This window comes from Undibacterium paludis (genome assembly GCF_022568815.1).
Lineage (GTDB): Bacteria > Pseudomonadota > Gammaproteobacteria > Burkholderiales > Burkholderiaceae_D > Undibacterium.
In genome coordinates this window covers 18,082-41,779 of record NZ_JAKZHX010000006.1, presented here as the reverse complement: position 1 = coordinate 41,779, position 23,698 = coordinate 18,082, and the positions used below count along the sequence as shown (strand labels likewise).

At 52.8% G+C, this 23,698-nt stretch carries 21 protein-coding genes; 10 read left to right on the top strand and 11 right to left on the bottom strand.

Going from position 1 to position 23,698, the window contains the following annotated elements:
• The 8 genes from LZ463_RS11515 to LZ463_RS11480 all read right to left on the bottom strand — a co-directional run bounded on the left by LZ463_RS11515 (position 1) and on the right by LZ463_RS11480 (position 8,077).
• Positions 1–1,020, bottom strand: coding sequence for an aromatic ring-hydroxylating oxygenase subunit alpha (locus tag LZ463_RS11515; protein WP_241455782.1), 1,020 nt, complete (start codon positions 1,018–1,020; stop codon positions 1–3).
• The gene (locus LZ463_RS11510; protein ID WP_241455781.1) at positions 1,017–2,138 is read right to left on the bottom strand and encodes a GNAT family N-acetyltransferase; all 1,122 of its coding nucleotides are present in this window, start codon (positions 2,136–2,138) and stop codon (positions 1,017–1,019) included. The genes LZ463_RS11515 and LZ463_RS11510 overlap by 4 nt, the downstream gene beginning before the upstream one ends.
• Before the next feature lie 9 nt (positions 2,139–2,147).
• Entirely contained in the window at positions 2,148–3,317 is a 1,170-nt protein-coding gene (locus LZ463_RS11505) for an ATP-grasp domain-containing protein (RefSeq protein WP_241455780.1), read from the bottom strand.
• Positions 3,310–4,716: a F390 synthetase-related protein gene (locus LZ463_RS11500; protein ID WP_241455779.1), complete on the bottom strand. Its 1,407-nt coding sequence runs from the start codon at positions 4,714–4,716 to the stop codon at positions 3,310–3,312. The genes LZ463_RS11505 and LZ463_RS11500 overlap by 8 nt, the downstream gene beginning before the upstream one ends.
• On the bottom strand, positions 4,713–5,564 hold the full coding sequence (locus LZ463_RS11495) for an MBL fold metallo-hydrolase (protein WP_241455778.1): 852 nt from the start codon (positions 5,562–5,564) through the stop codon (positions 4,713–4,715). Before LZ463_RS11495 ends, LZ463_RS11500 begins: the two co-directional genes overlap by 4 nt.
• Complete coding sequence (locus LZ463_RS11490; RefSeq protein WP_241455777.1) at positions 5,561–6,580, bottom strand: NAD-dependent epimerase/dehydratase family protein; 1,020 nt, start codon at positions 6,578–6,580, stop codon at positions 5,561–5,563. Before LZ463_RS11490 ends, LZ463_RS11495 begins: the two co-directional genes overlap by 4 nt.
• A complete protein-coding gene (locus LZ463_RS11485; protein ID WP_241455776.1) occupies positions 6,580–7,578 on the bottom strand; it encodes a 3-oxoacyl-[acyl-carrier-protein] synthase III C-terminal domain-containing protein in 999 nt (332 codons plus the stop codon). Before LZ463_RS11485 ends, LZ463_RS11490 begins: the two co-directional genes overlap by 1 nt.
• A gap of 196 nt (positions 7,579–7,774) precedes the next feature.
• A complete protein-coding gene (locus tag LZ463_RS11480; RefSeq protein WP_241455775.1) occupies positions 7,775–8,077 on the bottom strand; it encodes an endo-1,4-beta-xylanase in 303 nt (100 codons plus the stop codon).
• 104 nt (positions 8,078–8,181) lie between these two features.
• Between LZ463_RS11480 and LZ463_RS11475 the strand changes: the two genes are divergently transcribed.
• Positions 8,182–8,718, top strand: a complete 537-nt coding sequence (locus tag LZ463_RS11475; RefSeq protein ID WP_241455774.1) for an NUDIX hydrolase — start codon at positions 8,182–8,184, stop codon at positions 8,716–8,718.
• A gap of 18 nt (positions 8,719–8,736) precedes the next feature.
• On the opposite strand, the gene LZ463_RS11470 is transcribed toward LZ463_RS11475, so the two are convergent.
• Positions 8,737–9,102, bottom strand: a complete 366-nt coding sequence (locus LZ463_RS11470; RefSeq protein WP_241455773.1) for a hypothetical protein — start codon at positions 9,100–9,102, stop codon at positions 8,737–8,739.
• Positions 9,103–9,436: 334 nt separating this feature from the next.
• Here LZ463_RS11470 and LZ463_RS11465 point away from each other — a divergent pair, with 334 nt between their 5' ends.
• From LZ463_RS11465 to LZ463_RS11430, 8 genes are all read left to right on the top strand, one after another.
• Positions 9,437–10,177 carry a PA3715 family protein gene (locus LZ463_RS11465; protein WP_241455772.1) on the top strand — a complete coding sequence of 247 codons (741 nt, stop codon included), beginning with the start codon at positions 9,437–9,439 and terminating at the stop codon, positions 10,175–10,177.
• A 74-nt stretch (positions 10,178–10,251) separates the two neighbouring features.
• Positions 10,252–11,916: a VRR-NUC domain-containing protein gene (locus tag LZ463_RS11460; protein ID WP_241455771.1), complete on the top strand. Its 1,665-nt coding sequence runs from the start codon at positions 10,252–10,254 to the stop codon at positions 11,914–11,916.
• On the top strand, positions 11,913–14,162 hold the full coding sequence (locus tag LZ463_RS11455) for a helicase C-terminal domain-containing protein (protein WP_241455770.1): 2,250 nt from the start codon (positions 11,913–11,915) through the stop codon (positions 14,160–14,162). The genes LZ463_RS11460 and LZ463_RS11455 overlap by 4 nt, the downstream gene beginning before the upstream one ends.
• Before the next feature lie 271 nt (positions 14,163–14,433).
• On the top strand, positions 14,434–15,174 hold the full coding sequence (locus tag LZ463_RS11450) for a TetR/AcrR family transcriptional regulator (RefSeq protein ID WP_241455769.1): 741 nt from the start codon (positions 14,434–14,436) through the stop codon (positions 15,172–15,174).
• Positions 15,171–16,523 (top strand): ABC1 kinase family protein, encoded by a 1,353-nt coding sequence (locus LZ463_RS11445; protein WP_241455768.1) that lies wholly within the window; start codon positions 15,171–15,173, stop codon positions 16,521–16,523. Before LZ463_RS11450 ends, LZ463_RS11445 begins: the two co-directional genes overlap by 4 nt.
• The gene (locus LZ463_RS11440) at positions 16,507–16,887 is read left to right on the top strand and encodes a DUF6463 family protein (RefSeq protein ID WP_241455767.1); all 381 of its coding nucleotides are present in this window, start codon (positions 16,507–16,509) and stop codon (positions 16,885–16,887) included. Before LZ463_RS11445 ends, LZ463_RS11440 begins: the two co-directional genes overlap by 17 nt.
• A 30-nt stretch (positions 16,888–16,917) precedes the next feature.
• Positions 16,918–17,433: a DUF2867 domain-containing protein gene (locus LZ463_RS11435; RefSeq protein WP_241455766.1), complete on the top strand. Its 516-nt coding sequence runs from the start codon at positions 16,918–16,920 to the stop codon at positions 17,431–17,433.
• 221 nt (positions 17,434–17,654) lie between these two features.
• The gene (locus tag LZ463_RS11430) at positions 17,655–18,464 is read left to right on the top strand and encodes a hypothetical protein (protein WP_241455765.1); all 810 of its coding nucleotides are present in this window, start codon (positions 17,655–17,657) and stop codon (positions 18,462–18,464) included.
• A 52-nt stretch (positions 18,465–18,516) separates the two neighbouring features.
• Here LZ463_RS11430 and LZ463_RS11425 read toward each other — a convergent pair whose 3' ends face one another.
• Positions 18,517–19,650, bottom strand: coding sequence for an acyltransferase family protein (locus LZ463_RS11425; protein WP_241455764.1), 1,134 nt, complete (start codon positions 19,648–19,650; stop codon positions 18,517–18,519).
• 320 nt (positions 19,651–19,970) lie between these two features.
• Between LZ463_RS11425 and LZ463_RS11420 the strand changes: the two genes are divergently transcribed.
• On the top strand, positions 19,971–22,835 hold the full coding sequence (locus LZ463_RS11420; RefSeq protein ID WP_241455763.1) for a M16 family metallopeptidase: 2,865 nt from the start codon (positions 19,971–19,973) through the stop codon (positions 22,833–22,835).
• Between the two features lie 77 nt (positions 22,836–22,912).
• On the opposite strand, the gene LZ463_RS11415 is transcribed toward LZ463_RS11420, so the two are convergent.
• Entirely contained in the window at positions 22,913–23,692 is a 780-nt protein-coding gene (locus LZ463_RS11415; RefSeq protein WP_241455762.1) for a substrate-binding periplasmic protein, read from the bottom strand.
• Positions 23,693–23,698 lie beyond the last annotated feature (6 nt).

Here is a 23,698-nt window from a genome sequence, read left to right as displayed (position 1 = left end):
TCATAAATCAAGTGCGATTGTTTTAATCAAAGGTAATTCTACGTCAGTTTTGTCTTCCCGCCATACCTGTTCCAGATAAGGTCTGACCAGGTCCAGCGACGTCGATACCGGATGCGAGCCTGGGAATTTTTGCAAATTCTGTTCTTGTAACGCCAGCATGCGGGCGTCTTGCTGAGCCACACGCTTGAGGAAAGGCCAGACCGTTGCACGCAATAGCCAGGCGGGCGCCCAGCGGTTTTCTACATGCAAGGTGGCAAAGACGTGGGTGGTGCTGGCGCCTTCCGGCGTGAAATGCAGGGTGATGCGCACGATGCTGCCGTTCTGGTAACGGTACTCAATTTGTGCGGTACCGGGCTGTGCGAAATAGACGCGCTCAGACAAGCGTGGTGACTCAAACAGGCGATACAGCAGGCCGGACTGTTCTGGCTGGCCCTGGTAATCAACGGTGAAACCCTCTGCGGTCTTTGTCAGGCTGGCTTGCATGCGGCTGCGGCGATTGTCACGCCGTACCAGGCCAGGGTGGACCAGGTGGGTATGCAAAGGGTCCAGAAAATTTTCCATTGCGTTGACAATATCGGCTTGCCACTTTGCCTGCCACATGAATTTGCGCGAACCGGCCGGCAGGTCAGCAATCAGGGCTGGTGGTGCAAGGTCACCACTGGCAGCAAGGCGTACCCAGACCAGGCCGTCTAGTTCTTGCACGGCATAGTATCTGGCAGCAACAGCGGGCAGGCATTGATCTGCCGGCAGGCCCGGCACACTGGTGCAGCGGCCCTGCTCACCAAAGGTCCAGCCATGATAAGGGCATTGCAGGCCCTCGCTTGTCATGCGGCCCTGCGACAAGGGTGCCTGGCGATGCGGGCAGCGGTCTTCCAGTGCCAGTATCTGCTGGCCTGGCAGGCGCACCAGCACCATGGGCTTGTCCATGATGGTGACGGCCAGTGGCTTGTGACTGACGCATTCGCTGCGGGCGACAACCAGCCAATGTTTGCGGACTTGCGGGTTCCAGTATTTGCTCATAATTTGTAACGCTTCATGACAGGGATACCCAGGCGTGTAGTCAGCCAGCTTAACAGCTTGATGACGATGCGCGTCTTGCGTGGCATATGTCTTGCCAATACAGCGCTGTATTCTATTGCCGGGCTGCCGCCGCGCAGCCGCTTGAAGTGGGCAGCACCGGCGCTAAGATTGATGGTCTTGCCATGTTGTCTGCCATAGTCAAACACGGCGGCCATGAGCAGGCGGTACAGGCCCAGTTTTTTTGGGAGCGACGTATCATAACCGACGATGGGTGCCGTGACCGTATTGCCCTGCTGATATATGCCGACAACAGCCAGCATTTGCCCTGCCCCATCTTTAAAACCGATGAAATGCAACAGGCCAGCCCGGTGCCAGGCACGCATGAAAGCAGCCGTGTACTGAGGGTTAAGGCGTGAATATTTATCGGTGTACAGTTGCTGGTACAAAGATGCAATACTCGCGTAGTCAGCGTCAGCAATCTCATGATCGGCAACGCGTTGGAGCTTGGTGTGCGTAAGCAGGTGCAGGTCACGACGCATGCATTGATGCTGCTTGCAGGCCTCTATATCTTCGTACAGATACACCTGACGGCTGGGGATAAGCTGAAAGCCTATTGCCTGCAAGGCATCGAGCCAGTCTGCATGCTGTTCACGGTTGAGGGAGCGGAACCAGATGGCATGCTGCGGCCATATACACCTGGCCTGATCTACCACGTCGGTCAGTGCAGCCGCGTCTAACCTGGGATAAAGATTGGTGCTCAGCATCCAGTTATTGATGATAACGGTTTTGTCGATGTCTGCCGCACGCAGACAGCGCCCATAGATATCGATGATGGCAAGCAGGGGCCGGTACCACAGTAAATGCTGATAGCGCTGCAATTCTTCTTTGGCGTATTGCCAGTAGGTCGTCAGTGGCGAACATACCCAGGCGTTGTCGGCCTCACCGTCATTGGTGGTGACGGGTAATGCAAGCTCATCCGCCTGCAAGAGCGTCAACCGGGTTTGCAGATTGCGTATCAATGCGCCCTGCTCTGCCGAATGGTGGATGCGATAGAGTGCCTGGCACGCACCATCGGCATCAGTATGAGCAACGACATTTTTTTCCGCAGAATTGGGCATGACGCGTATCTATGGCTCTGGCAATGGGTGACCATCCCATTCTATATCGCGGGTTGCTGCTTCGCGCATGGAACATTGTTTTTGCAAGGCCATCAGGGCGAACGAACCCATATCAACAACACCGCCCAGCATGGGCAGCAGGCTGCGCCCTGTCCACATGGCATCGTGGGCCGTATTGAAATCAGCCCACCATTGGCGGACTGATCCCTGGCGCAAGGCGCTCACAAAACCGGCTGTGAGCATGACGGCTGCCAGCATGGCAGGCCTGGCTTGTGAAGGTGTCACATGTCCTTTGCTTGCAACATCATGGGTGCCTGACAGTGCCGCAGGCAAGGCATCGTCCAGCGCGAACAGGTGTACGCCGCTGATGGCGCGCGGATTACACTCTATGACATGTGGGATACCGTCAGCACCCACTATCCAGTCGAAAGAAATTTGCCCGGTAAATTGCAGGTCCGCCACCAGTTTTTTGACTGCCTGGCGTATCTGTGGCTCGTCACAGGGTGAAAAGTAATAACTGGCGCTCTTGCCCAGCCTGTGCAGCGGCTGGTAGACCGCATGGGCCAGCAAACGGCCCTGGTCAGCAACGCTGTAAGAGCAGAGTTCACGGCCTGAACGCAGCTCCTGCGCTACCCAGTTACCCATGGCGGCCAGTTCAGGCTCTTTGTCACCGATACCTTCTGGCAGCAGACGTACGTGCACGCCAAAGCGTGAGTATTCCGGCTTGAGCACCACTGCCTTGCCGTGCGCCCACTCTCTGGCTTCGGCAATGCTGTAGACCAGCTTGCTGGCAGGCGGATTGGCACCAGCGTTTTGCGCCAGGGTCAGGAACTGCCATTTGCTATGCAATTGTCGCAGTTTGTCAAAATCATCGACAAGTACTCTGACGTGAGCAGGCAGCTTGTGCCGGTAACGCGAGAGGTAGAATACCTCTTCGCAAGTCGGCATCAGCAAATCGATCTGATAGCGGGTGATAGCCTGGTTGAGGTCAGCAATAAACGCCTGCGGGTTGGCACTGGCGGCTTTCAGGCTTATTGTCGCAGTCACCGCCGGTGACCAGCCAGACAGGCGGCATGGTACGCTGTCTGCAATATATGTTTGCCAGCCCTGGTGATGAAAGCGCCGCGCATGATCAAGCGCCACTGGCGCTCTGCCGCCAAGTATCAGTACATTAGGCAAGGCTCAGTTCCTCATTTCTTTTACCATCCTGCTCAGCCTGCACAGGCAACTTCGGCAATGCCACCAGGCAGGGGCGCGTTACACACATGATGCGGCGCCGTTTTTTTGTTGCGTCTTCCCTGACAAAGGGCATATGCACAAAGTCTGGCGCCTGCAAACCCAGGCGTTCAGCCAAAGCTGCAATGGCAGCATACATGTCTTGCCTGGTCTGCGGCTGTACATCATTGACGGCAATATGCAGGCTGGTGCCATGCTGCTCTATACGGTAATCAGGCAAAGCCTTGCGGAAGATGGTGATCGCATGGCGCAACATGTCGGGATAAATGGCAACCAGTTCTGTCGTGCTCTTTTTGGGTAGCCATAAAATATCGTCACAACGCCCCTCCACCGCAGCCAGTGCCAGACTGACGCGACCACATGGGCAAGGTGTATCACGCACGCGCAAGACATCATTGAGACGGTAGCGGATGATTTTTTGCGTCGTGCGGGTAAAGTCGGTAACCACAGGCACAAAGCGGCTATGCTCTTCATCCAGCCATTCTGGCTCTATATGAACAAATTCTTCATTGAGGTGCATGACGCCATGCTCACAGGTATAGCCCAGGAAGCCTTCTGTACATTGATACAGTTGATGGACGATGCCGCCAAAGGCTGCGGCAATGCGCGCCTTGTCGTCAACTTCCAGCACCTCGGCAACAGAGATCACCTTGCGTGGTGCAATATGCAGCATGCCTGTGAGCTTGAGTTGCGCCAGCTGGCTCAGTACATGGGCAGGCGCCACCAGGATATCGGGCGCCTGTTTTTCCAGTGCGGCCAGATGCGCATCAACACCCTGGAACAGGTCATAGAAAGTGAAATCTATGCGCTTGCTGCCCAGTGTCGTATACAGGCTGCTGTTGGCACGCAGGAAAAAACCTATCTTGACTTGTTTGCGCCCGGTCAGCAAATCTCTCAGCATGTCTGACGGCAAGGTGCGGGCCATGATGATCCCGGCCCAGGTGGCGCTTTCTGCTGGTGAGGTCAAAAATACACCGCGTGGCCCCATGGTACCGCTGGACAGGCCGACCGTGTAGCCATGCAGGTCGGGTTTGAAGTCACGGCTGGCTTCGCTGCGCAATGCGGCTTCAGTCGCTGTTGCGAGGCTGATGCCTGCGCTGTTCAGTTGCGCAAAATTTTCCAGGGTGACAGTCTTGTCCATCAGCGGCAATTGCGCAAGACTTTTGCCCACGTGCTGCTGGTAATATGCCGTGCGCGGCAGTTCGTGTTTGAGGAAGCTGGCAATTTTTTTGGCCTGCCAGGCTTGCAATTGCGCCCGCGTCCTGAAACCTGCACGGCCGCTCAATAGCCAGCGCGTACGAGCAAAGTGGTAGCCCAGGCGGGCGAGTTCACTAAATTTCATTTGATATCATTCGATAATTCTTTCCAGCTTTGCTCGCAGTGCGAAGGCAGGATCAATGCAGGTTCGGGATGCGCTGCAGCTTCGCGCAACAAAGTAAAACTGCGACGATAATTGCCGACATGGTCAAAAATGCGGTTGGCAAAGACTGTCGGCAATTTATTTTCTACGAGAGCCTGACGCGACCAGCAGGCATCGGCTGCCATGAATACCAGTCTATGGTCAGCACGCTTGAATACAACACCCATCTGCCCCCTGCTATGGCCTGGCAAAGGCAGGGCTAATATGCTGCCATCATTGAACAGGTCAAAACCACTATCAAACATGGACAGCTCGGGCGGCAATTTGCGCATGGGTGCATCTTCAACAAAATCAAGCCTGTCTGCCATATCATCGGGCAGCAGGGGAGGCAAGAAAGCATGCAGCAAACCACCCAGGCGCGACATGCGACGCGCCTGATCATACTCGGCGCGCGAGACGATGAAGCGCGCCTTGGGAAAGTCCCTCAAGCCAGCGATATGGTCGGCATGCATGTGTGAGATGACGATATGGCTGATATCAGCGGGCCGTATGCCACGCGCAGCCAGTTGCGTCAGCAATTGTTCTTCATGCGGCAGATTGACAGGTGTGGTCCAGCGGTACAGCCGCTCGGGAAAAGGCTGCGTCGCTGTCATGAAATGCTGGCTATAGCCAGTGTCAAACAGGATATATCCACGGGTCGGATGCAGTATCAGGCCACACAATGCGGGGAACATGACGCTTTGCCAGCGACCGCCCCGGGTGGCCACACATTCTGGATGGGTGCAATGACCAACCTTGAGCAGTTCAAACGGTAATGCTTGCAACCTCATGTGAGCCGCCCTTCCGTCTTCCTCCACTGCGCGGTACGGCGGATGCCGTCCGCGAGGCTCACAGCAGGCTGATAACCTAGAACCTGACGGGCACGGCGCAAATCCAGGGTTTGCGAATAGGCGATCGTGGCAAGTGAATAGCGCGTGAACGGCGGCTCCCAGCCTGGTCTTGCCTGTGCCAGAGTTTCCAGCCCACGCGCCATCAGGTCAGCCAGCCAATAAGGCCGCTGCACGGTTTTTATCGTCATGCCAAATTCCTGCGCCAGCCTGTCAAACAATGCTGCAACAGCGAGGGGTTCGCCATTGGAAATATTGAATACCTGCGCTGTCGGCGCTGGCGCTGGCGACAGCGCCAGTGACAGCATGACGGCCTGCACGACATTCTCGACATAGGTCATGTCAAGCAAGGCCTGCCCCTGGCGCATCAAGGGCACGCGACCATACTGTATCAAACGTAGCAAACGGGGCAGCAAGGCATTGTCCCAGGGGCCAAAGATGGCACGTGGCCGCAGGATGACGCGATGTGGCAGGTTTGCCGCCTGCACCAGTTGTTCAGCCACCCGCTTGCTGCGTGCATAGGCATTAACGCCGTCAGGTAAAGGCTGGGCTTCAGGTATGTCCAATTGATCTTTAAAGTCGAAGTAAACACTGGGAGATGAAATATGCACCAGTGTATTTACCCGATTGACCTGTGCTGCTGCCAGTACTTCTCTGGTTGAAGCAATATTGGCACGTTCAAACAAATCAGCAGCACCCCAGGGCGAGGTCAGTGCGGCACTGTGGATGATGGCGTCGGCACCCTCTGCTGCACGGCACAGTATGGCTTGTGCCTGCAGCCCGCCATGTTCCATGGCGACGAATTCTGCATCACCGGACCCCGTCTTTATCTTGCCAATGATGCTTTGCGCAAGCACCTGCTGACGGCCGGTAAAAATCACCTCATGCCCCTGCCCGGCCAGATGCCAGACCAGGTGACGTCCTAAAAAACCGGTACCGCCGGTAATTAAGATTTTCATCAATACACCAGCACCATGCCACCCATGGTCAGACCCGCGCCTGAGCCAACCAGCAGCATGGCGTCGCCCCGCTGCACATGCGCACCACTGCGGCACAGATGCAGGGCGGTCGGCATGGATGCGCCAACCTGATTGCCATAGTCTTTAAAAATGTCGATGATGCGTTCACTATGGACGCCGAGACGCTTGCTCAGGTGATTGATCGCCAGTTGGCTGGCCTGATGTGGCACGACCTTGACGATCTGCTTCAGGCTCAACTGCGCCTGCTCGAGCAGATGATCGATGAATGCCTCCATTTCCGAAGCAATCAGTTTGAAGGCAGACTTGCCTTCCATCTGGAAAATGGACAAGGGTTCTATCGGTGTCTTCAGCCGGCGTGGATGAAAACGTGAACCACCCGCCGGTATCTGGCAATGATCCACCCCTGCCGACAAGGTAATGCTGCGTGAAGACAGAATGCATGACGATTCAGTATCCAGGGAGCGCCGTATCACCACTGCTGCGGCACCATCACCGAAGATGCCGCAGTCACTCAGGCGACTCCAATCCACGCCAAAGGTGGCCAGATCAGACGATACCAGCATCACGTTTTTATAGCGTCCGCATTCAACCAGATAACTCATGGTATCGAGGCCAGCCAAAAAGGACAGGCAACTGGCGCCGATGTCCATGGTCGTGGTGCGTTGCCTGGTCAGTTTCAGTTCTGCATGGATCAATGCAGCGTTATATGGCAGGGCCTGGTCCATAGTGCCTGATGTCGCCACCAGACAATCAATGTCCCCCCATTGCAAACCGGCGTCAGCGAGAGCAGCTGTGCAGGCGCGTGCAGCCAGTTGTGCTGCGGTCTCATTGACCGACAGAAAACGTCTGCGCACGCCGGTTTTTTTGAATGAGCTGCCGCTTGGCAGACCCAGTTTTTTATCCAGGTCTTCTGCACTGGTTTCTTGCGCTGGCAAGGCCATGCCGCTACCGATAATTCTGATATTGCGTTTGAACAATCATTTCTCCATCTTTAATACTTGCCTGAACTTTGCTCAACAGAACAAAGCATGAATGACATGATAAACAAGCGCACCGGTAAAAAGAATAATTAATGACTGGGTAAAGGCTTCTATTCAAAAAGGGATCAAATATTAATACTTTTATGAAAAAAACCTCTGCATTTCATCAATCAGGTGCGCTTTAACCATGTATTCAAATGCCCCGCAAACCTTGTACCACGCCCCAGAATACCGGCTTGGCCTGCATGTTTTCATCAAACAGCAGAGGCCCGTCAGACGGGGTTTTCCCGTTAGCCAGCCATGACTCACTGTCTTGCAAACCCCAGAGACGGATGCCGCCGCGCTGTGCGTCATTGCCCACATTCAATGCAATGCCGGCAGGGAAATCTGCCAACGCCTTCAGCTGTGGCAAGGCAGCGCTGGCTTGTGCCTGCGCATTGACCGACCAGGCCATCAATACAAGGGGAGTGATAAAGCGAAACCAGATATTTTTCATGAGTTACCTATCAATTTACGGACATAGTTTGTGGGCCTGCACGCATGCCCTGACGCACTTTATAATCCGGCTATAATTCAGTGTTAAATCCACGTAACGATCTTATGCAAGACCTGTTGATCACTCTGCTCAAGGCACATCAATCCGTCAACGCTACCGAAGAAAATCACAGGCTGCACACACTGGATTTTGTCAGCAGCACGCCTGCCTGTACCAACCGCGATACAAGTGCCGGCCATATCACGGCATCGGCCTGGATACTGTCGCCCGACGGCAAGGCGGCCCTGCTCACCCATCACAAGAAACTCAATCGCTGGCTGCAACTTGGCGGGCACCTGGAAGATGATCCAGACATACGGGCTGCCGCTGCCCGCGAAGCACGTGAAGAAAGCGGTATCGAAAGCCTGCAACTGCTCAGCGACGCCCTGTTTGATGTTGATGTGCATCCCATCCCGGCCAGAAAAAACGAACCTGAACATTACCACTACGATTTACGTTTTTTGTTTCAGTCACCTGTCACAGAGTTCCGTGTCAGTGATGAATCGCATGATCTGGCCTGGGTACCACTGGCCCAGTTGGTGGCAGACGGAAGCAATGAGTCTGTCAGCAGGATGGCGAGAAAAACACTGCCCGGAGTCTGATCGCTACGATGGGTATGATCAATACCTGTGCTCATCCACCAGGTGCTTGTTGAAACTATACTTGCTGCCACCTTGCAGCACATCGGTCAGGCGCTTGGGGTTGGCGGCAGAAATGAAGATATCGGCCACACCATCCTTGACGCGGAACTTGGTAGCCGGGCTGAGGATATTATTGGCCTTGATGCAAAGGTGACGGATGATCTTGGCTTTTTCACTGCAAATCAGGAAGTGGTTTTCTTTTCTGAAATTCGCCAGTGGTATATTCAACCACCAGCCTTCATCACTGCCATAGCGTACCACTTGCGAAAACTGGGTGTTGCGATCATTGAGCAATTCAGCTTGCAGTGATTCGTTAGCGATGAGTATGGCTTCGGCTTTGTTCATGATGACTTGCTTTAAAAATAATGCGCAATTGCGCCAACCCGGTATTGTACGCTGCGAGTCAGTACGATGGAGCCGGTATCAACACAAAAGCATAGCAGCATCCGGTTTACACGCTGTAACCGGCTATTACCAAGGCAGCCAGGTATGCAATATTGCGGTCCTCTGCCTGATGTCACAATCAAACGTGCATACCGTACAATCCTGATCAAGGACAGAGCAGTCATCATGGTTATCTTTCTGCTTGCTGCATCAATTGCTCATCTACCCCAACAATAAGGATTACACAATGATATGGGATAAACTTGTCCTTTCCGCCTGTCTGGTTTGCTGCGCAATGACAAACGCAAGCGCACAGCAAAACAAAACCAGTGATCCCTATCAATGTGCCAAAGACACGGCTGACCAGGCAGCCATCAAACTTGGTTATGCACTGGAGCGACCACACCAGCAAGCCTGCAGGATAATGCCTTCAGACCCGGGCAAAAGCATTGTAGCGCTGGCATATTTGAGCAAAGATTCGGCAGACTTTGGCGGTAGTGAAGAGATGGGGGAATACGACCTGGACATTCTGATACAAGACAGCACCAGCAGAAAGCAACTCAGTCGCCTGCATTTACCCAGGCTGATTGAATCTGACGCAATTCGTTTTAGTGGCCTGTCTATAGATACCGGCTTGTACCAGCTTACACTGGCCTTGCGTGCGTTTGGCATACGAGTCGTGCATACCGGTTCTTCGCATGCCAACCCTTATGGAGCAAGCCACCTCAGCCTGTTTGTACAAAAAGGCAGACAAATTCACCAAGTACTTGAGAGTTTGCTTATCAGCAAAGATAGTGGCGAGTGGGATACCAGTTGCGCCGGAAATTTCACCAGCCAATCTGGCAGCATACGGATTGCGCCCGGCAAGAACCAGGACATGGCCGATCTGCTACTAACGACCAACCAGATCAACACTATCGCCAGGCTGGACAAAGATGAATGCAAAGAAGTCAAAGACCAGACAGTGGTTAACAATTACCGCCTGCAATTTAACGGGAAGAACTACCTGAAACCAGCGGAATTGCAAGAGCAATAAGTAGCTGTCTGCACTGTTTACCCAAGACGCGGATAAGGGTAAACTGTATGTATATACAGTAAAAATCCACCAACATGCTCGCCAATCTCGACGATCCTTTCTATTACCTGGAAAACTTCCAGGCTGTACTCGACTGGGTAAGCGGGCGCTATGCAGATTTGCTGGCAGCAGATGAGCGACAGTTTATTGACACATTTGCCAGTCTGCCAAAGACATCCCGTGCTTTATATGTACGTATGGTCATGCGCAAAGGCAACATATTCAGGGCCAGCAAACTCAATTATGCCGAGATCGGTGACACAAGAGCAGCCATGCAAGTGTTGCTGCAAACTGGCTGGGTAGTCGCCGATCCAATACTGGACCTGGCCGCACTGTTTGATCTTTTGCAAAAGCCTGAATTGACTGTGGCGCTGAACATGACGGCAGCAGAAAAGAAACTGCCGAAGGCCGGGCAACTGGCCGCATTGGCGCCGCAGCATGCAATTTGCCAACCCTTTTCTGCCTGGTATGCAGATACAGATGATATGGCCTATACCATCCTGAACAAGGATTTGTGTGATCATCTGCGTCTGATTTTCTTTGGCAATCTGCATCAGGACTGGTCAGAATTTGTACTGTCTGATCTTGGTATTTTCCAGTATGAGAAAGTCGAATTTTCTGTCGCCTCACGCGGTTTTTCCTGTCGGGCAGACATAGACGATTATCTGGCCTTGCATGCCTGCCGGGTAGCCTTTGACGAAGGCAAAGCCATACCCGAGGTACTGGCTTTACTTGAGCAGAGTAATACCAGTAATAGCTGGCTGGCCAGCCGTCGTCATCGGTTTTTATTCCAGATTGGCGAGCATCTGGAAAAGCAGAAAGACTGGGCACTGGCCCGGCAGGTCTATGCCGCTTGCACTTACCCTGGCGCACGCTTGCGGCACATACGCGTGCTGGAGAAAAGCGGGGAAAGCAAGGCAGCCTTAAGTTTATTGCAACTAGCGCAGCAGATGCCAGAAAATGAGGCCGAACTACAGCAGATACTGCGCATTGCACCACGCCTGAACCGCAAGCTGGGGCTGGCAAAACCTGCGCTTGTCAGCCCGGCACCAGTGACCGAATTCAATCTACAATTACCCTATCCCGAAGAAGACTATGTGGTCGAATATGTAGTGCGCGATCACCTGCACAAAACAGTAGCACCGGTATTTTATGTAGAGAATGCACTCATCAATTCGCTGTTCGGCCTGCTGTGCTGGTCAGCAATCTTCAAAGCGATACCGGGCGCATTTTTCCACCCGTTTCATCGAGGCCCTGCGGACCTGCTGGCTGCAGATTTCCAGGCGCGCCGCGCAAATGATTTTATCGTCTGCCTGGCGCAACTTGACAGTGATGCCTATCAGCAAACCATACGGCAAAATTACGCTGACAAGTATGGTTTGCAGTCGCCGTTTGTATTTTGGGACACCATCAGTACCGAATTGCTGGACATCGCATTGAGCTGCATCCCGCCTGCACATTTGCGATGCAGTTTCGAGCGCATACTGCAAGATATCAAGGCCAATCGCAATGGCTTCCCTGACCTGATACAGTTCTGGCCACAAGAGCGACGCTACCAGATGATAGAAGTCAAAGGCCCTGGTGACCGGCTGCAGGATAACCAGAAACGCTGGCTGGACTTTTGTGCCACCCACCAGATGCCCGTCAGTGTGTGCTACCTGAGCTGGCAGGACGAAACCACAATCCAGGGCTCAGCGTGAGTTACCGTATTGCTGTACGGGCCCTGTGTGAATTCACCGCCAAGACAGGTGACCTTGATCTGCGCTTTACCCCGTCACCAACAGCAGAACAAGGCATGGCCGGGCATGTGACAGTCGCCCTGCGCCGCCCGGTCACTTACCAGCGCGAAATCAGGCTGCAAGGCCAGTATGCTGGCCTGGAAGTCAGCGGTCGCGCCGACGGTTACGATACGGCACTGCGTCAGGTGGAAGAAATCAAAACCTATCTCGGTGACCTGCATGCGCAGCCAGACAATCACAGGCAATTGCATCTTGCCCAGGCAAAGGTATACGGACACCTTCTCTGCCAGAAAAATGATTTGCAGTACATCAGCGTGGCCCTGGTGTATTTCAACATCCAGAACCAGCAAGAAACCGTGATCAGGCAAGATTGCACTGCGGCAGAACTGGCTGATTTTTTTATCCTGCTATGCAATCGCTACCTGACATGGGCAGAGCAAGAGGCAAAACGACGCTGTGAACGCGATATCGCACTAACGAACCTGACCTTCCCCCATCCTGATTTCAGGCCGGGGCAAAGGCAATTGGCCGAAGCCATGTACAAGGCCAGCAAACGCGCCTGCTGTCTGCTGGCCCAGGCCCCCACCGGTATAGGTAAAACCATAGGCAGCCTGTTCCCGTTGTTAAAAGCCAGCGCGGCACAACAGCTGGACAAGGTATTTTTTCTGACCGCCAAGACTTCGGGCCGGCAACTGGCCCTGCATGCCATCGACACCATACGCAAGAGCAGCCCCACCTTGCCCTTACGGACGCTGGAACTGGTGGCCAAGAGCAAGGCATGCGTGCATCCAGATGCCGCCTGCCATGGCGATGCCTGTCCGCTGGCACGCGGATTTTACGACAAGCTGGCCGCCGCCCGTACTGCTGCAGTAGCCACGCCCGTACTGGACAAAGACAGCTTGCGCGACATCGCGGCTGCACATGAAATCTGCCCTTATTACCTGGGCATAGAAATGGCACGCTGGGCCGACATCATCATTGCCGACTATAACTATTATTTTGATTTGCATGCACTGCTATATGGCCTGACTGTCGCCAACGACTGGCGCGTGGCTGTGCTGGTTGATGAAGCCCATAATATGGTGACACGGGCACGGCAAATGTATAGCGCGGAGCTGTCACGCAGTAACTTGAAGGCACTGCGTAAACACGCGCCGCCAACACTGAAGAAAACCCTGGACAGCCTGCACCGCAACTGGCTGGCTCTGGAAAAACAGCAAGACAGCGACTATCTGGCTTATCCCGACATACCAGAAAAATTCCTGTCTGCCCTGACGCGCACCTGCACGGAAACAGGGCTTTATTTTGCAGACAACCCGCGTGAACTGGCGGCGCCACTGCAAGAGTTTTACCTGCAGGCCCTGCTATTCAATCGCCTGGCAGAAAGCTTTGCCAGTCACAGCCTGTTTGACATCAGCAAAACAGACAATTCGTCAACCCTGTGCCTGCGCAACGTCGTGCCTGCCACTTTTTTGCAAGCGCGCTTCACGGCAGCCCACTGTTGCGTCCTGTTCTCTGCCACACTGATTCCCTGGCACTATTATGGCGACAACCTCGGCCTGCCAGAGGGTACTGCCTGGATAGACGTAGATTCGCCATTTGGCGCAGAGCAATTGCAAGTCAGGATAGTCGATCACGTCTCTACCCGCTACGCTGATCGCGCCAGCTCGGTCGCCCCGATTGTCGCACTGATGGCGCGTCAGTACCGGACACAACCTGGCAATTACCTGGCTTTTTTCAGCAGCTTTGACTACCTGGAACAGGTCAGTTCTGTTTTTCAACAGCATCATCCCGACATCACTCTGCGTCTGCAGAGCCGCCGCATGAGCGAAGAGCAACGTAGCGACTTCCTGGCACAATTCACCGAAGAAAGTCAGGGCATAGGCTTTGCTGTTCTCGGCGGCGCTTTTGCCGAAGGCATAGACTTACCCGGCAGCCGCCTGATCGGCGCCTTCATCGCCACCCTGGGCCTGCCGCAAATCAATCCCGTCAATGAACAGATCAGGCAACGCATGGAAGAGATGTTTAAGGCCGGTTATGACTATACCTATCTCTACCCCGGCCTGCAGAAAGTCATACAGGCTGCAGGGAGAGTGATACGTCAGACCAGCGACCGTGGCGTCGTGTATCTGATTGATGAGCGTTATGCCAGGGCTGATGTCAGGCGCTTATTGCCAGGCTGGTGGAGTATGCATACGTCGCATTAGTATGCAATCTTTCCGCTTCAAGCATCAATGCGCCGACTACGATGTGGGGCCACAAACACCAAAAGTCACCTTCCCGCCTGAATTTTTCATCCAGATCTTTTTGCCCGCATATCCAGTTCTGCCTGGTTTTCTAGGCAAGCGTCATTTCCTGTACTGCAATACCCACAAACAATACAAACTATACATAATTCAATTAAATATTGTATTTTTACGAAACAAAGTATATATTAATCATACCAAGGCAGCATTTTTAATAAAGCAGGTATCGATTATGAAAACTTCCAAATCCCAGCAAGAGCAAACCCGGCGCAACCTGATACGCGCGGCAGTCGACCTGATGACAGATCAAGGTTACGAAGCCACTACCATGAAGCAGATCGCCCGTGCTGCGGAAATTGGCGATGCGACGATCTACAAATACTTTGCGACCAAAGAAAAAATCCTGTTCGCCTATTACGAACTGGCTATAGAGATCGTACTGGAACTGACACGGGAAACACCGGGCTGGGATGAATACAGCTTGCAAGAGAAATTGCAGAGGTTGGTCGATGCCCTGCTCGAGCTTTTACTGGCCGACCGCGAATTTGTGCAGATTACACGCGATATCTTTGGCAAATCGCCGCTGCTGATGATGCGAGACAACATGCCAGGACAAAGCCTCTTGCGACAAGAAATCCTGGGCATGCTTGATGCGGCAGAAGAAGCCCGGCAAATTGCCCCCTGCGATTTTAAAAACCTGATTGCCGGTCTGTTTGGTGACTACCTGTTTGCCGTTATCGCTTACTGGCTCAAAGATGAGTCGGATGAATTTTCCAACACCACGCAGCTGGTGGACATGACTCTGGCGATACTCGTCCTGGCGCTGCAAAGCGGCATGATCAACAAAGTCACTGACCTGGTCAGCTTCATGCTGCGCAACCAGTTGTCGCGGATGATGCAGCATGGCTCTGGCCTGCTTGACATCCTAAAACTGGTCAGGCAAGGCATGGGTAAGGCTGGGGATGCGCGATGAACAAGGCGCCCCCCTCAAGCAAACTCGGGCGCAGCACCATCACGGGCATGGCCCTGGCAAAGGCCGGCGCAAGCAAGTTGGGGCACAAGGCCAGGCAATGGGCTCGCAAGGATGACGACAGGGAAGCCGCGCAAGAACAACATGAGGCTGAGCTCGGCCGCATCCTGTTTCGCGCTCTCAATCAGTTGAAGGGCAGCGCCCTGAAAATTTCGCAAATGCTGAGTATGGACAGCGACTTTCTGCCAGCAGGTATACGACGCGAACTGGCCAAGGGCTGCCACCAGGTGACGCCGTTGAACCGCGCCCTGATACACAAAGTCTTCCAGCGTGAATTTGCCCAGGTGCCCGAACATTTGTACGGACAGTTTGACAGCCATGCCTTTGCTGCAGCCAGCCTGGGCCAGGTACACCACGCCCGCACCACTGATGGCCGTGCAGTAGCTGTGAAAGTGCAATACCCTGGCATTGCTTCTGCCATCGGCAGCGACATTCGCATGCTGCGCGGCATACTGACCACCCTGGGTCTGGGCAGCGACAGCATGCCTGACAAGGACATCATAGACAGCGCCACAGCCGAACTGGAGAGCAAACTGGCAGAAGAGCTGGATTATGAACATGAAGCAGCCCAACTGAACTGGTTTGAGCGGCACCAGAAAATGCCGGGCATTGTCATCCCGCGAGCCTTACCCGAATTATCCACCAAGCGTGTACTGACCATGGAGCATGTGGATGGTCAGCATCTTGACGCCTGGCTGGCAACAAAACCCGACCAGGCGCAACGCAATCACTTTGGGCAACTGTTGTTTGACTGGTTCTGGTACAGCGTCTGTGAACTGCGTCACCTGCATGCCGATCCGCACCCTGGCAATTTCATGTTCATGGCTGATGGCCGCCTGGCCCTGCTTGATTTCGGTTGTACCAGAGCGATATCGACAGAATTTACCACTGCCATGGCAGCGCACTGGCGCGCCCTGCTGATGCCGGATGGTCCGGCACGTGGAGTTGCATTGCTCAAGTCCTATATTGCGCTCGATCTGTTGTCAGCCGATCTTTCGCAAGAGGATTTTGACACGCAGGTATTGCCTGCCTTACATGCCGTGCAAGCCTGGAAAATCCAGGGTTTCGAGAAAGCACAGTTTGATTTCACTGACAAACTGCCCTACCCCGCTGTCACTGACAGGCAGCAGAATAAAATTCTCGCACGAGCGATGAAAGGCTACCACCCCGATATGCCTTATTTTGACCGCGCTTACCTGGGTCTGATGCATATGCTCAAGAGCTTGGGAGCCGTCATCAATACCAGCATTCCATGGACAACAACAGGAGAAAAAAATGGCAACAACAAATAAGCAACGACGCATCTGGATAGGTTACAGCCTGCTGAGCATTGCTATCCTGCATACGGTTTACGCCTTTGTCTTCTTTGGCGGTATTTACACCATCCTGTTGCGCCAAGGCTTGTTCGATACGGTCAACCAGGATGCGCTGAAAGGGGCCGCAGTATGGTTCCTGCTTTTTGGTGTATTACTTGCCTTGCTGGGAATTGCTGTCCATGCCCTGGAAAAAAGCCCTTACTTCCACGGTGCTCGTGCCTTAGGTGCCGGAATTTTTGCCTTGAGTCTGCTGGGTGTCATCCTGATGCCTGCGTCTGGATTCTGGCTGGCATTTCCTCCTGCCCTGGCCCTTCTGATGACACGGTCATCTGCTGTATGACTCACTGAATCCCTAAACGGAGTATCCGCCATGAAGCCCCTTGTAGTTGAAACCGCCGTACCACCGCATAGCAAAATTGCAGAAGATTTGCCCGGCGCCTATTTTTATGATTGCTATCAAATGGATTTCTGCCATGATGGCATCCCGGCCATGCAACTCTATCTTGATACCTTTGCCAAAACTCCGGGCTGGGTCAGTTTTTTGATGCGGGTACGCAATCATGTCGTGGGATTGTTCGGCCTGAAGAACCTTGGTCACCTGAGTGCGATACGACCAGACAAGGCTGCGCAGGATTATCGTATCGGCGAACGCGCCGGGATATTTTCACTGATCTATCAATCCGAACAGGAAGTCATACTCTGTGACAGTGACAAACATCTTGATGTCAAAGTATCGGTCAGCAAACAAGTGGAAGGCAGCCGGCAATATGTTGCTGTCACCACCGTCGTGCACATACACAATACGCTGGGTCGTGCCTATATGTTTTTTGTTGGCCCGGCGCACAAGATCATTGCCCCGGCAGTATTGAGACGGGCCGGCACCTGAAAATCCGCGCGCACTATCTCACGGTCCGGCAAATGGCGGGGTACAGTCCATTAGATAGGAGCATACCCTCAGTCAAATGCAACTTTTCAAGCTTTCCATATTATCGAGCTCTGGCTATTAAAAACATACGTATTTTCCCTCAACTGTTTTGTCATTGATTTGTCATAATTCCCGCCTAAGATGGAATCACCAAAACAACAGAAAAAAGGAAAAACAAGAATATGTTTAATAAAATTAAAAACAAAATCAGTCAGTTGCGTGTGAAAAGCATCATTTTCCATTCCCCCCACAGGCAGGCATTATCTGAAATCCCGGATGCTGTCATGACTTACTGGCAGATAAAGGCAAAAAAAGAATTCCCCGGCATCCCTAGTGATGCCGTTTTTTTTATCCGTGCGGCAGAAGGGCTGATGGAGTTCTTCGAATGTGTCAAGCGCAGCAAACGACCCTGCGCCCTGCCATCCAAAGCAGCAGACTCTGTCTGGCATGTCTGGAACAGCTGGTCCTCCATCAATCTCGACTGTTTCTGCCAAAAACATTTTGGCTGCACTATCCCCCATGTGGAAGCAGAAAAGATGGATGGTCCCCTGGACCTGGCGCTGGCGGCAACACTGGTGGAAACGCGTTACATGGAAAGGCTGATGCCAGCCAGCGTCACTGTCACCCGTCTGTTCGCCCTGGATCGCAAGCTGAAGATGCCTGGTGGGTTTGCCTATAAAATTTCACGACAACAAGTCGGTTTCCAGAATATGAATGAACGTGGCAAAGGCAAAGGACATATGATCTTCCCGGCCAGCTTCTCGATCATTGAATTGGCGGCAGCAGGCCTGATCACGGCAGAAGTATATGAAGAAGCGATGCGGCAGCAAGCCAAAGCTCAGGCTGCCGCCAACAGTGGCGGTTCAAGCTGTGGCAGTGGTTTCAGTGACAGTGGTGGTAGTAGCTCCTGTGATGCTGGCTCAGGCGATTGTGGTGGCTCAAGCTGCGGCAGCAGCTGCGGCGGAGGTTGCGGTGGCGGTTGTGGCAGCTGAGTTAAGACCGATCTGTGAATCTTGGCCATCAGGTACATTTAGCCAGCACAAATTAAACCCCTTGCAACCCCTGCTGGGCAAACGACGGTTCAGCACGCCGTACCGGATACCAGCGTTCACGCAAACGCATGAAGGGACTTTCCACCAACCTGTATAACAGCCAGCCACCACCTATACCAGCAGCAAAGACCAGGGCAATATTGAGTAGCGTATCTGCACTGATCTGATGGCTGCGCATTGGCGGTGCCAGCAACATGAAGATGGGTTTGTGCGCCAGGTAGACAGCATACGACCACAGGGCCAGACTGGCAGCACCGGGGACAGGCAATTTGTTCAGCAACGATCGCGGACTCAGTGCAGAACAGGTCAACAAGCCAAAAGCCATCGCCAGCACAGAAAACCCCAGGGTTGTCACCCAAGGCTGCTCCACCGCTTCGCTACTGAGCAGATATAACATCAGTCCTGCCAATCCTGCCCCAGCTACCAGCAAGGTGTTCCCCCAGTTCAGTAGGCGTGCATAAAACCGTCCGTGAAAATTCTTGATCAGGGCCAGGGCCACACCAGGCAGCAACTCATCGAAACGGGCAAAGCTGGAGTAATACAATTCTTGCGAAAAAGAGTTTCTGCCCATGTCCAGTGCGGCATAACCACGCATGGCCATGCCTGCTGCTATCGCGCCCAGCAGCAATAACCAGGCGCCAGCCAATGCATGTCTGCGACCGGCGATCAACCAGGCCAGCACAGGCAATATCAGATAGAACTGCTCTTCTATGCACAGCGACCAGGAATGTGTAAACGTCTGCCCGTATTGCAAGCCAAAGTTTTGCGTAAAGGTCAGAAACCGCCATAGCGGTGCTACGCTGGAACCATTGAGCAATTGCGGCAACAGAAAATAAACCGCCAGGACCACATAGTAATTTGGCAGCGTGCGCAACAGACGGCGGGCAAAGAATATCTTGAATGAAAACACCTCGCCACGCGCAATCGCCCCGCAAATCTGGTTACCGATGAGGTAGCCACTGAGCACGAAAAACAGATCAACGCCGGCCCAGCCGACATCACCCAGCCAGCCAAAATTCGGTCGCTGGCTGACAAACGCCGTGTAATGTGACATCAGCACCAGCACAATCGCCAGCGCACGCAAAGTATCCAATCCCCTGATGCGCTGGGCGACTTGTTCACGCATATAACACCTGTAGCATTGCAATCAAAGGGAGTATGGAGCGGTGTGCTAATTTCAAGGGTGACATAAAAAGGAAACTACAAAGGAAAGCGTAAGGGTAATCAGGTCAATAAAACAGAACTGAGCATATCAATCGACTAACATTATATGGCACAAAGACTGGCACCAGGGCATGAAAAACCACATTTAAAACCGCCAGCCCCTATCTGAAAAAAACGGATAGGAATGCATCGGCTGCATCAAATCGATACAATGCCGTTCAACGCAGTCGCCTCCAACAAGGTACACTGATAGCTCAGCCAAACTTAACCATATTGCAACTCATGTCGTCTCTTCTTACTCTTACGCGCCGCATCTCAGGTACCAAATTATTAAGTTGCGCAATAAGCAGCATCGTCTTGCTGCTGTCTGCCTGCCCCGCCATGGCAGGCATCAAACTGACTGACCCCATCCCGGTCAACCCTGACCTCAACACAGGTACGCTGGCAAATGGTCTGCGCTACTATATCCAGAAGAATGATACGCCGCGCAAGAAAGTCGAGTTGCGTCTGGTCGTCAAGGCTGGTTCAGTGCTGGAAGATGATGACCAGCAGGGGCTGGCCCATTTTACCGAGCATATGGCTTTCAATGGTTCGCGCCACTTCAAGAAGCATCAACTGATCTCGTATCTGCAATCGATAGGCGTCAAATTTGGCGCCGACCTCAATGCCTATACCAGCTTTGATGAAACCGTGTATGTCCTGCCGATACCAACCGATAAAAAATCCTACCTGAAAACCGGTTTCCAGGTCCTGGCCGACTGGGCGCAGGGGGTAGAGATGAAGGCAGCCGACATTGACAAGGAGCGCTCCATCATTCTGGAAGAAGCGCGCCTGGGCAAGGGGGTATCGGATCGGATCAGCAAACAGTTGATGCCAGAAGTCTTCAATGGTTCCAAATACGCCGAGCGCATGCCCATAGGCAAGGAAGACATCATACAAAACTTCAAGCATGATGCCTTGCGTCGATTTTACAAGGACTGGTACCGGCCAGACCTGATGGCGGTCATGGTGATAGGTGATGTAGAACCCGCCGAAGCAGAAAAGATGGTGCGCACCTATTTTTCCGGTTTGCAAAACCCGCAGCCCTCACGCCCCCGGCCGGAGATCGTTATCCCAAAAAGCACCTCATCGAAATCCCTGGTAATTACCGACAAGGAAGCTGGCAACAATATGCTCATGCTACGCTACCCGCTGGAAAAACAGCCTGCCCATAACAGCATTGCCGACTACCGACAGGACATCATACGCAATATGTACCAGGGTATGCTGAGCCGTCGCCTTGGCGCATTGACTGATTTGCCCAAACCACCTTTTTTGGGTGCATCAGCCGGTTCGCAACCAGTAGTCAATGGTTATGAATCTTTCATTTCGACTGCTGTTATTTCACCTGCTGGTACGGCTGCAGCCATAACAGCACTGATACAAGAAAAAAACCGGGTACGTCAGTTTGGTTTTACCGCGGATGAACTCGACAGGGCCAGGAAGATAGAAGCACGTGAATATGAAAGCATCTTCAATGAGCGCAATAAGTCGGACTCCGCCACTTTTGCCGCAGAATATATACGCAACTTCCTGCATGACGAACCCATACCCGGCATCAAGAATGAATATCTGTATTTCAAGGAATTCAGCGGCGGTATCACACTGGAAGAAATGAATCAATTCGCAAGAGATGCCACGCCTGACGATAGCACCAGACTGGTGTTTTATGTAGGCTCGAACAAGTCTGGCGAAACCATACCAAGCAATACAGAACTGCTGGAAATGGCCAGACTGGCAGAGCAGCAACAACTTGAAGCCAAGCCAGAAACTGCTGTCAAATCAAGTCTGATGAGCAGCCTGCCGACACCGGGAAAAATCATTGCTGAAAAAGAAAACAGGTTGCTGGGGACCATCGAATGGACCTTGTCGAACGGTGTCAAAGTTACAGTCAAGAAAACAGACTTCAAGAATGATCAGGTACTCTTGAGTGCACGTCGGTTCGGTGGCATGTCACTATACAACGAGGATGACAAATTCAATGCCTGGTATTCCAACAGCATAGTCTGGGGCATGGGCCTTGGTAATTTCAGTCAACAAGATATCTCAAATGTGCTGGCAGGCAAAGATGCCAATGTCAGGACCACGATAGACAACTACACCGAGCTGTTCAGTGGTTCGTCAAGCAAAGCAGATATTGAAGCCATGCTGCAGCTACTGTACTTGCGCATGACCAGTCCGCGCAAGGACGAAGCCGTGTTCCAGTCCTTTATCGCGGCACAGAAGCAGCAGGCACGCAACAATATGTCAACGCCAGAATCCGTGTTCTGGGAGGACGTGAAAACCGCCCGTTACGGCAATCACCCACGCATTTTGCGTACTGCCAAGGTCGAAGATTTTGACCATGTAAACATGGAGCGCAGTCTGGAAATTTTCCAGCAGCGTTATGGCAGCGCCAAAGACCTGCACTTTGTCATAGTAGGCAGTGTCGATGTTGATAAACTGCGCCCCCTGGTTGCCACTTACCTCGCCAGCCTGCCCGTCACTGATGTCAAGACATCGTTCGAGGATCTCCATATAGAACCCGTCAGTGGTATAGTCAAAAAAGAGGTACATGCTGGTGACGAGCAGAAAAGCATCGTATCAATCAGCTTTGGCGGCCTCATGACTTACTCAAGGGAAGAGAACAGCCGCTTCTATGCCATGCTCGATATCTTGAATCTGAAGATCATCGACGTACTGCGCGAAAAACAGGGGCTGATCTACAGTGGTGGGGCCAGTGGCGGCTTCCACAGAACTCCGCACGCACATTACGACATAGACCTCACCCTGCCCTGCAGCCCGGAAAATGCTGAAAAGGTCGTTGCAGCCCTGTTTGGCGAAATACAAAAACTGCAAAAGTCCGGACCGCAAATCGAAGACCTCAACAAGGTCAAACAAAGCTGGCTGAAAGATAACCAGCAAGAATTACGCAGCAATGAGAACTGGCTCAATCACCTGCAGACGGCTGTGCTCTACCAGACCGACCCGGAATCCATACTGAGTACAGAGAAACGCATCAAAGCCTTGTCCCCCGGGCAAATCAAGGATGCCGCCAAACGGTATTTTGATTTCAATAACTATGTCCAGGTTGTGATGTACCCGGAAGAAAAAAAGGTCAAGGAGTGACGCACTGATAACGTCAGTACCAACTGGTTTGGGCAAGTTGCTGATACGATGACTTGACTGAGCCAGTTACTACAAGACTAATCCATGTATTTTTTGCGCAACTGCTCCATCACACCTGTAGCCCGAATACGGTCGAAAGCTTTCTGTAATTTTGAGACCAGCTCCGGGTCGCTGTTGCGATTGACCGCAAAAAAATAGGCGCTTCCTGTATCACCCAGGAGCAAAACCGGTTCCAGCAGGGATGGGGAATAATTGAGTGACTTGATGACGAAGGCTGCACTCCAGTTGAGGGAGGCAATCATATCAACACGGCTTGCCAGCAGTTTTTTCATGTTTGATTCTTGCGTAGGCGCATAGTCAACATTGTCATCGGTGAAATGACCACTCTTCAAAAAAGCCTGATTCGAAGCCATTTCGCGCACCAGTCCTATGCGGTATGCTGAAGCGTCGACCAGTGTCTTTGCCTGCACATCCTTGCGCGAGCGCAGTTTATACAGGTAAATCTGACGCTTGCTGATCGGGCCTATCCAGTGAAACAGCTTTTCACGTTCGGGTGTGCGCACGGTGGAATACAGCAAGGTATTCGGCTCTGTTGATGCAGCCTGATATGCGCGCGCCCAGGGCATAAGTTTGATAGACGCCTGGATACGGGCAGTTTTCAACACCTCTTGCAATAACTCGGTTGAGTACCCGGTAAGCTGACCATTTTCCTCGTAATTGAGAGGGGGTAATTCTTCGGTCACAATCCGTAGTTCATTCACACTCACCGGTGTGGCGAGCGCGATAAGTGGCCATGTAACCAGCAGTAAAAAATACGGCAACAAGCTGCGCATGGTGATTAAGGATAGTTGGCGCATCAGCTA

Bases quoted from the DNA above. Each gene is read 5' to 3' on its own strand.
- LZ463_RS11515 (WP_241455782.1), bottom strand. From the start codon at position 1,020: ATGAGCAAATACTGGAACCCGCAAGTCCGCAAACATTGGCTGGTTGTC.
- LZ463_RS11480 (WP_241455775.1), bottom strand. From the start codon at position 8,077: ATGAAAAATATCTGGTTTCGCTTTATCACTCCCCTTGTATTGATGGCC.
- LZ463_RS11495 (WP_241455778.1), bottom strand. From the start codon at position 5,564: ATGAGGTTGCAAGCATTACCGTTTGAACTGCTCAAGGTTGGTCATTGC.
- LZ463_RS11415 (WP_241455762.1), bottom strand. From the start codon at position 23,692: ATGCGCCAACTATCCTTAATCACCATGCGCAGCTTGTTGCCGTATTTT.
- LZ463_RS11440 (WP_241455767.1), top strand. From the start codon at position 16,507: ATGGCAACAACAAATAAGCAACGACGCATCTGGATAGGTTACAGCCTG.
- LZ463_RS11510 (WP_241455781.1), bottom strand. From the start codon at position 2,138: ATGCCCAATTCTGCGGAAAAAAATGTCGTTGCTCATACTGATGCCGAT.
- LZ463_RS11420 (WP_241455763.1), top strand. From the start codon at position 19,971: ATGTCGTCTCTTCTTACTCTTACGCGCCGCATCTCAGGTACCAAATTA.
- LZ463_RS11500 (WP_241455779.1), bottom strand. From the start codon at position 4,716: ATGAAATTTAGTGAACTCGCCCGCCTGGGCTACCACTTTGCTCGTACG.
- LZ463_RS11435 (WP_241455766.1), top strand. From the start codon at position 16,918: ATGAAGCCCCTTGTAGTTGAAACCGCCGTACCACCGCATAGCAAAATT.
- LZ463_RS11460 (WP_241455771.1), top strand. From the start codon at position 10,252: ATGCTCGCCAATCTCGACGATCCTTTCTATTACCTGGAAAACTTCCAG.
- LZ463_RS11475 (WP_241455774.1), top strand. From the start codon at position 8,182: ATGCAAGACCTGTTGATCACTCTGCTCAAGGCACATCAATCCGTCAAC.
- LZ463_RS11470 (WP_241455773.1), bottom strand. From the start codon at position 9,102: ATGAACAAAGCCGAAGCCATACTCATCGCTAACGAATCACTGCAAGCT.
- LZ463_RS11490 (WP_241455777.1), bottom strand. From the start codon at position 6,580: ATGAAAATCTTAATTACCGGCGGTACCGGTTTTTTAGGACGTCACCTG.
- LZ463_RS11445 (WP_241455768.1), top strand. From the start codon at position 15,171: ATGAACAAGGCGCCCCCCTCAAGCAAACTCGGGCGCAGCACCATCACG.
- LZ463_RS11425 (WP_241455764.1), bottom strand. From the start codon at position 19,650: ATGCGTGAACAAGTCGCCCAGCGCATCAGGGGATTGGATACTTTGCGT.
- LZ463_RS11430 (WP_241455765.1), top strand. From the start codon at position 17,655: ATGTTTAATAAAATTAAAAACAAAATCAGTCAGTTGCGTGTGAAAAGC.
- LZ463_RS11450 (WP_241455769.1), top strand. From the start codon at position 14,434: ATGAAAACTTCCAAATCCCAGCAAGAGCAAACCCGGCGCAACCTGATA.
- LZ463_RS11465 (WP_241455772.1), top strand. From the start codon at position 9,437: ATGACAAACGCAAGCGCACAGCAAAACAAAACCAGTGATCCCTATCAA.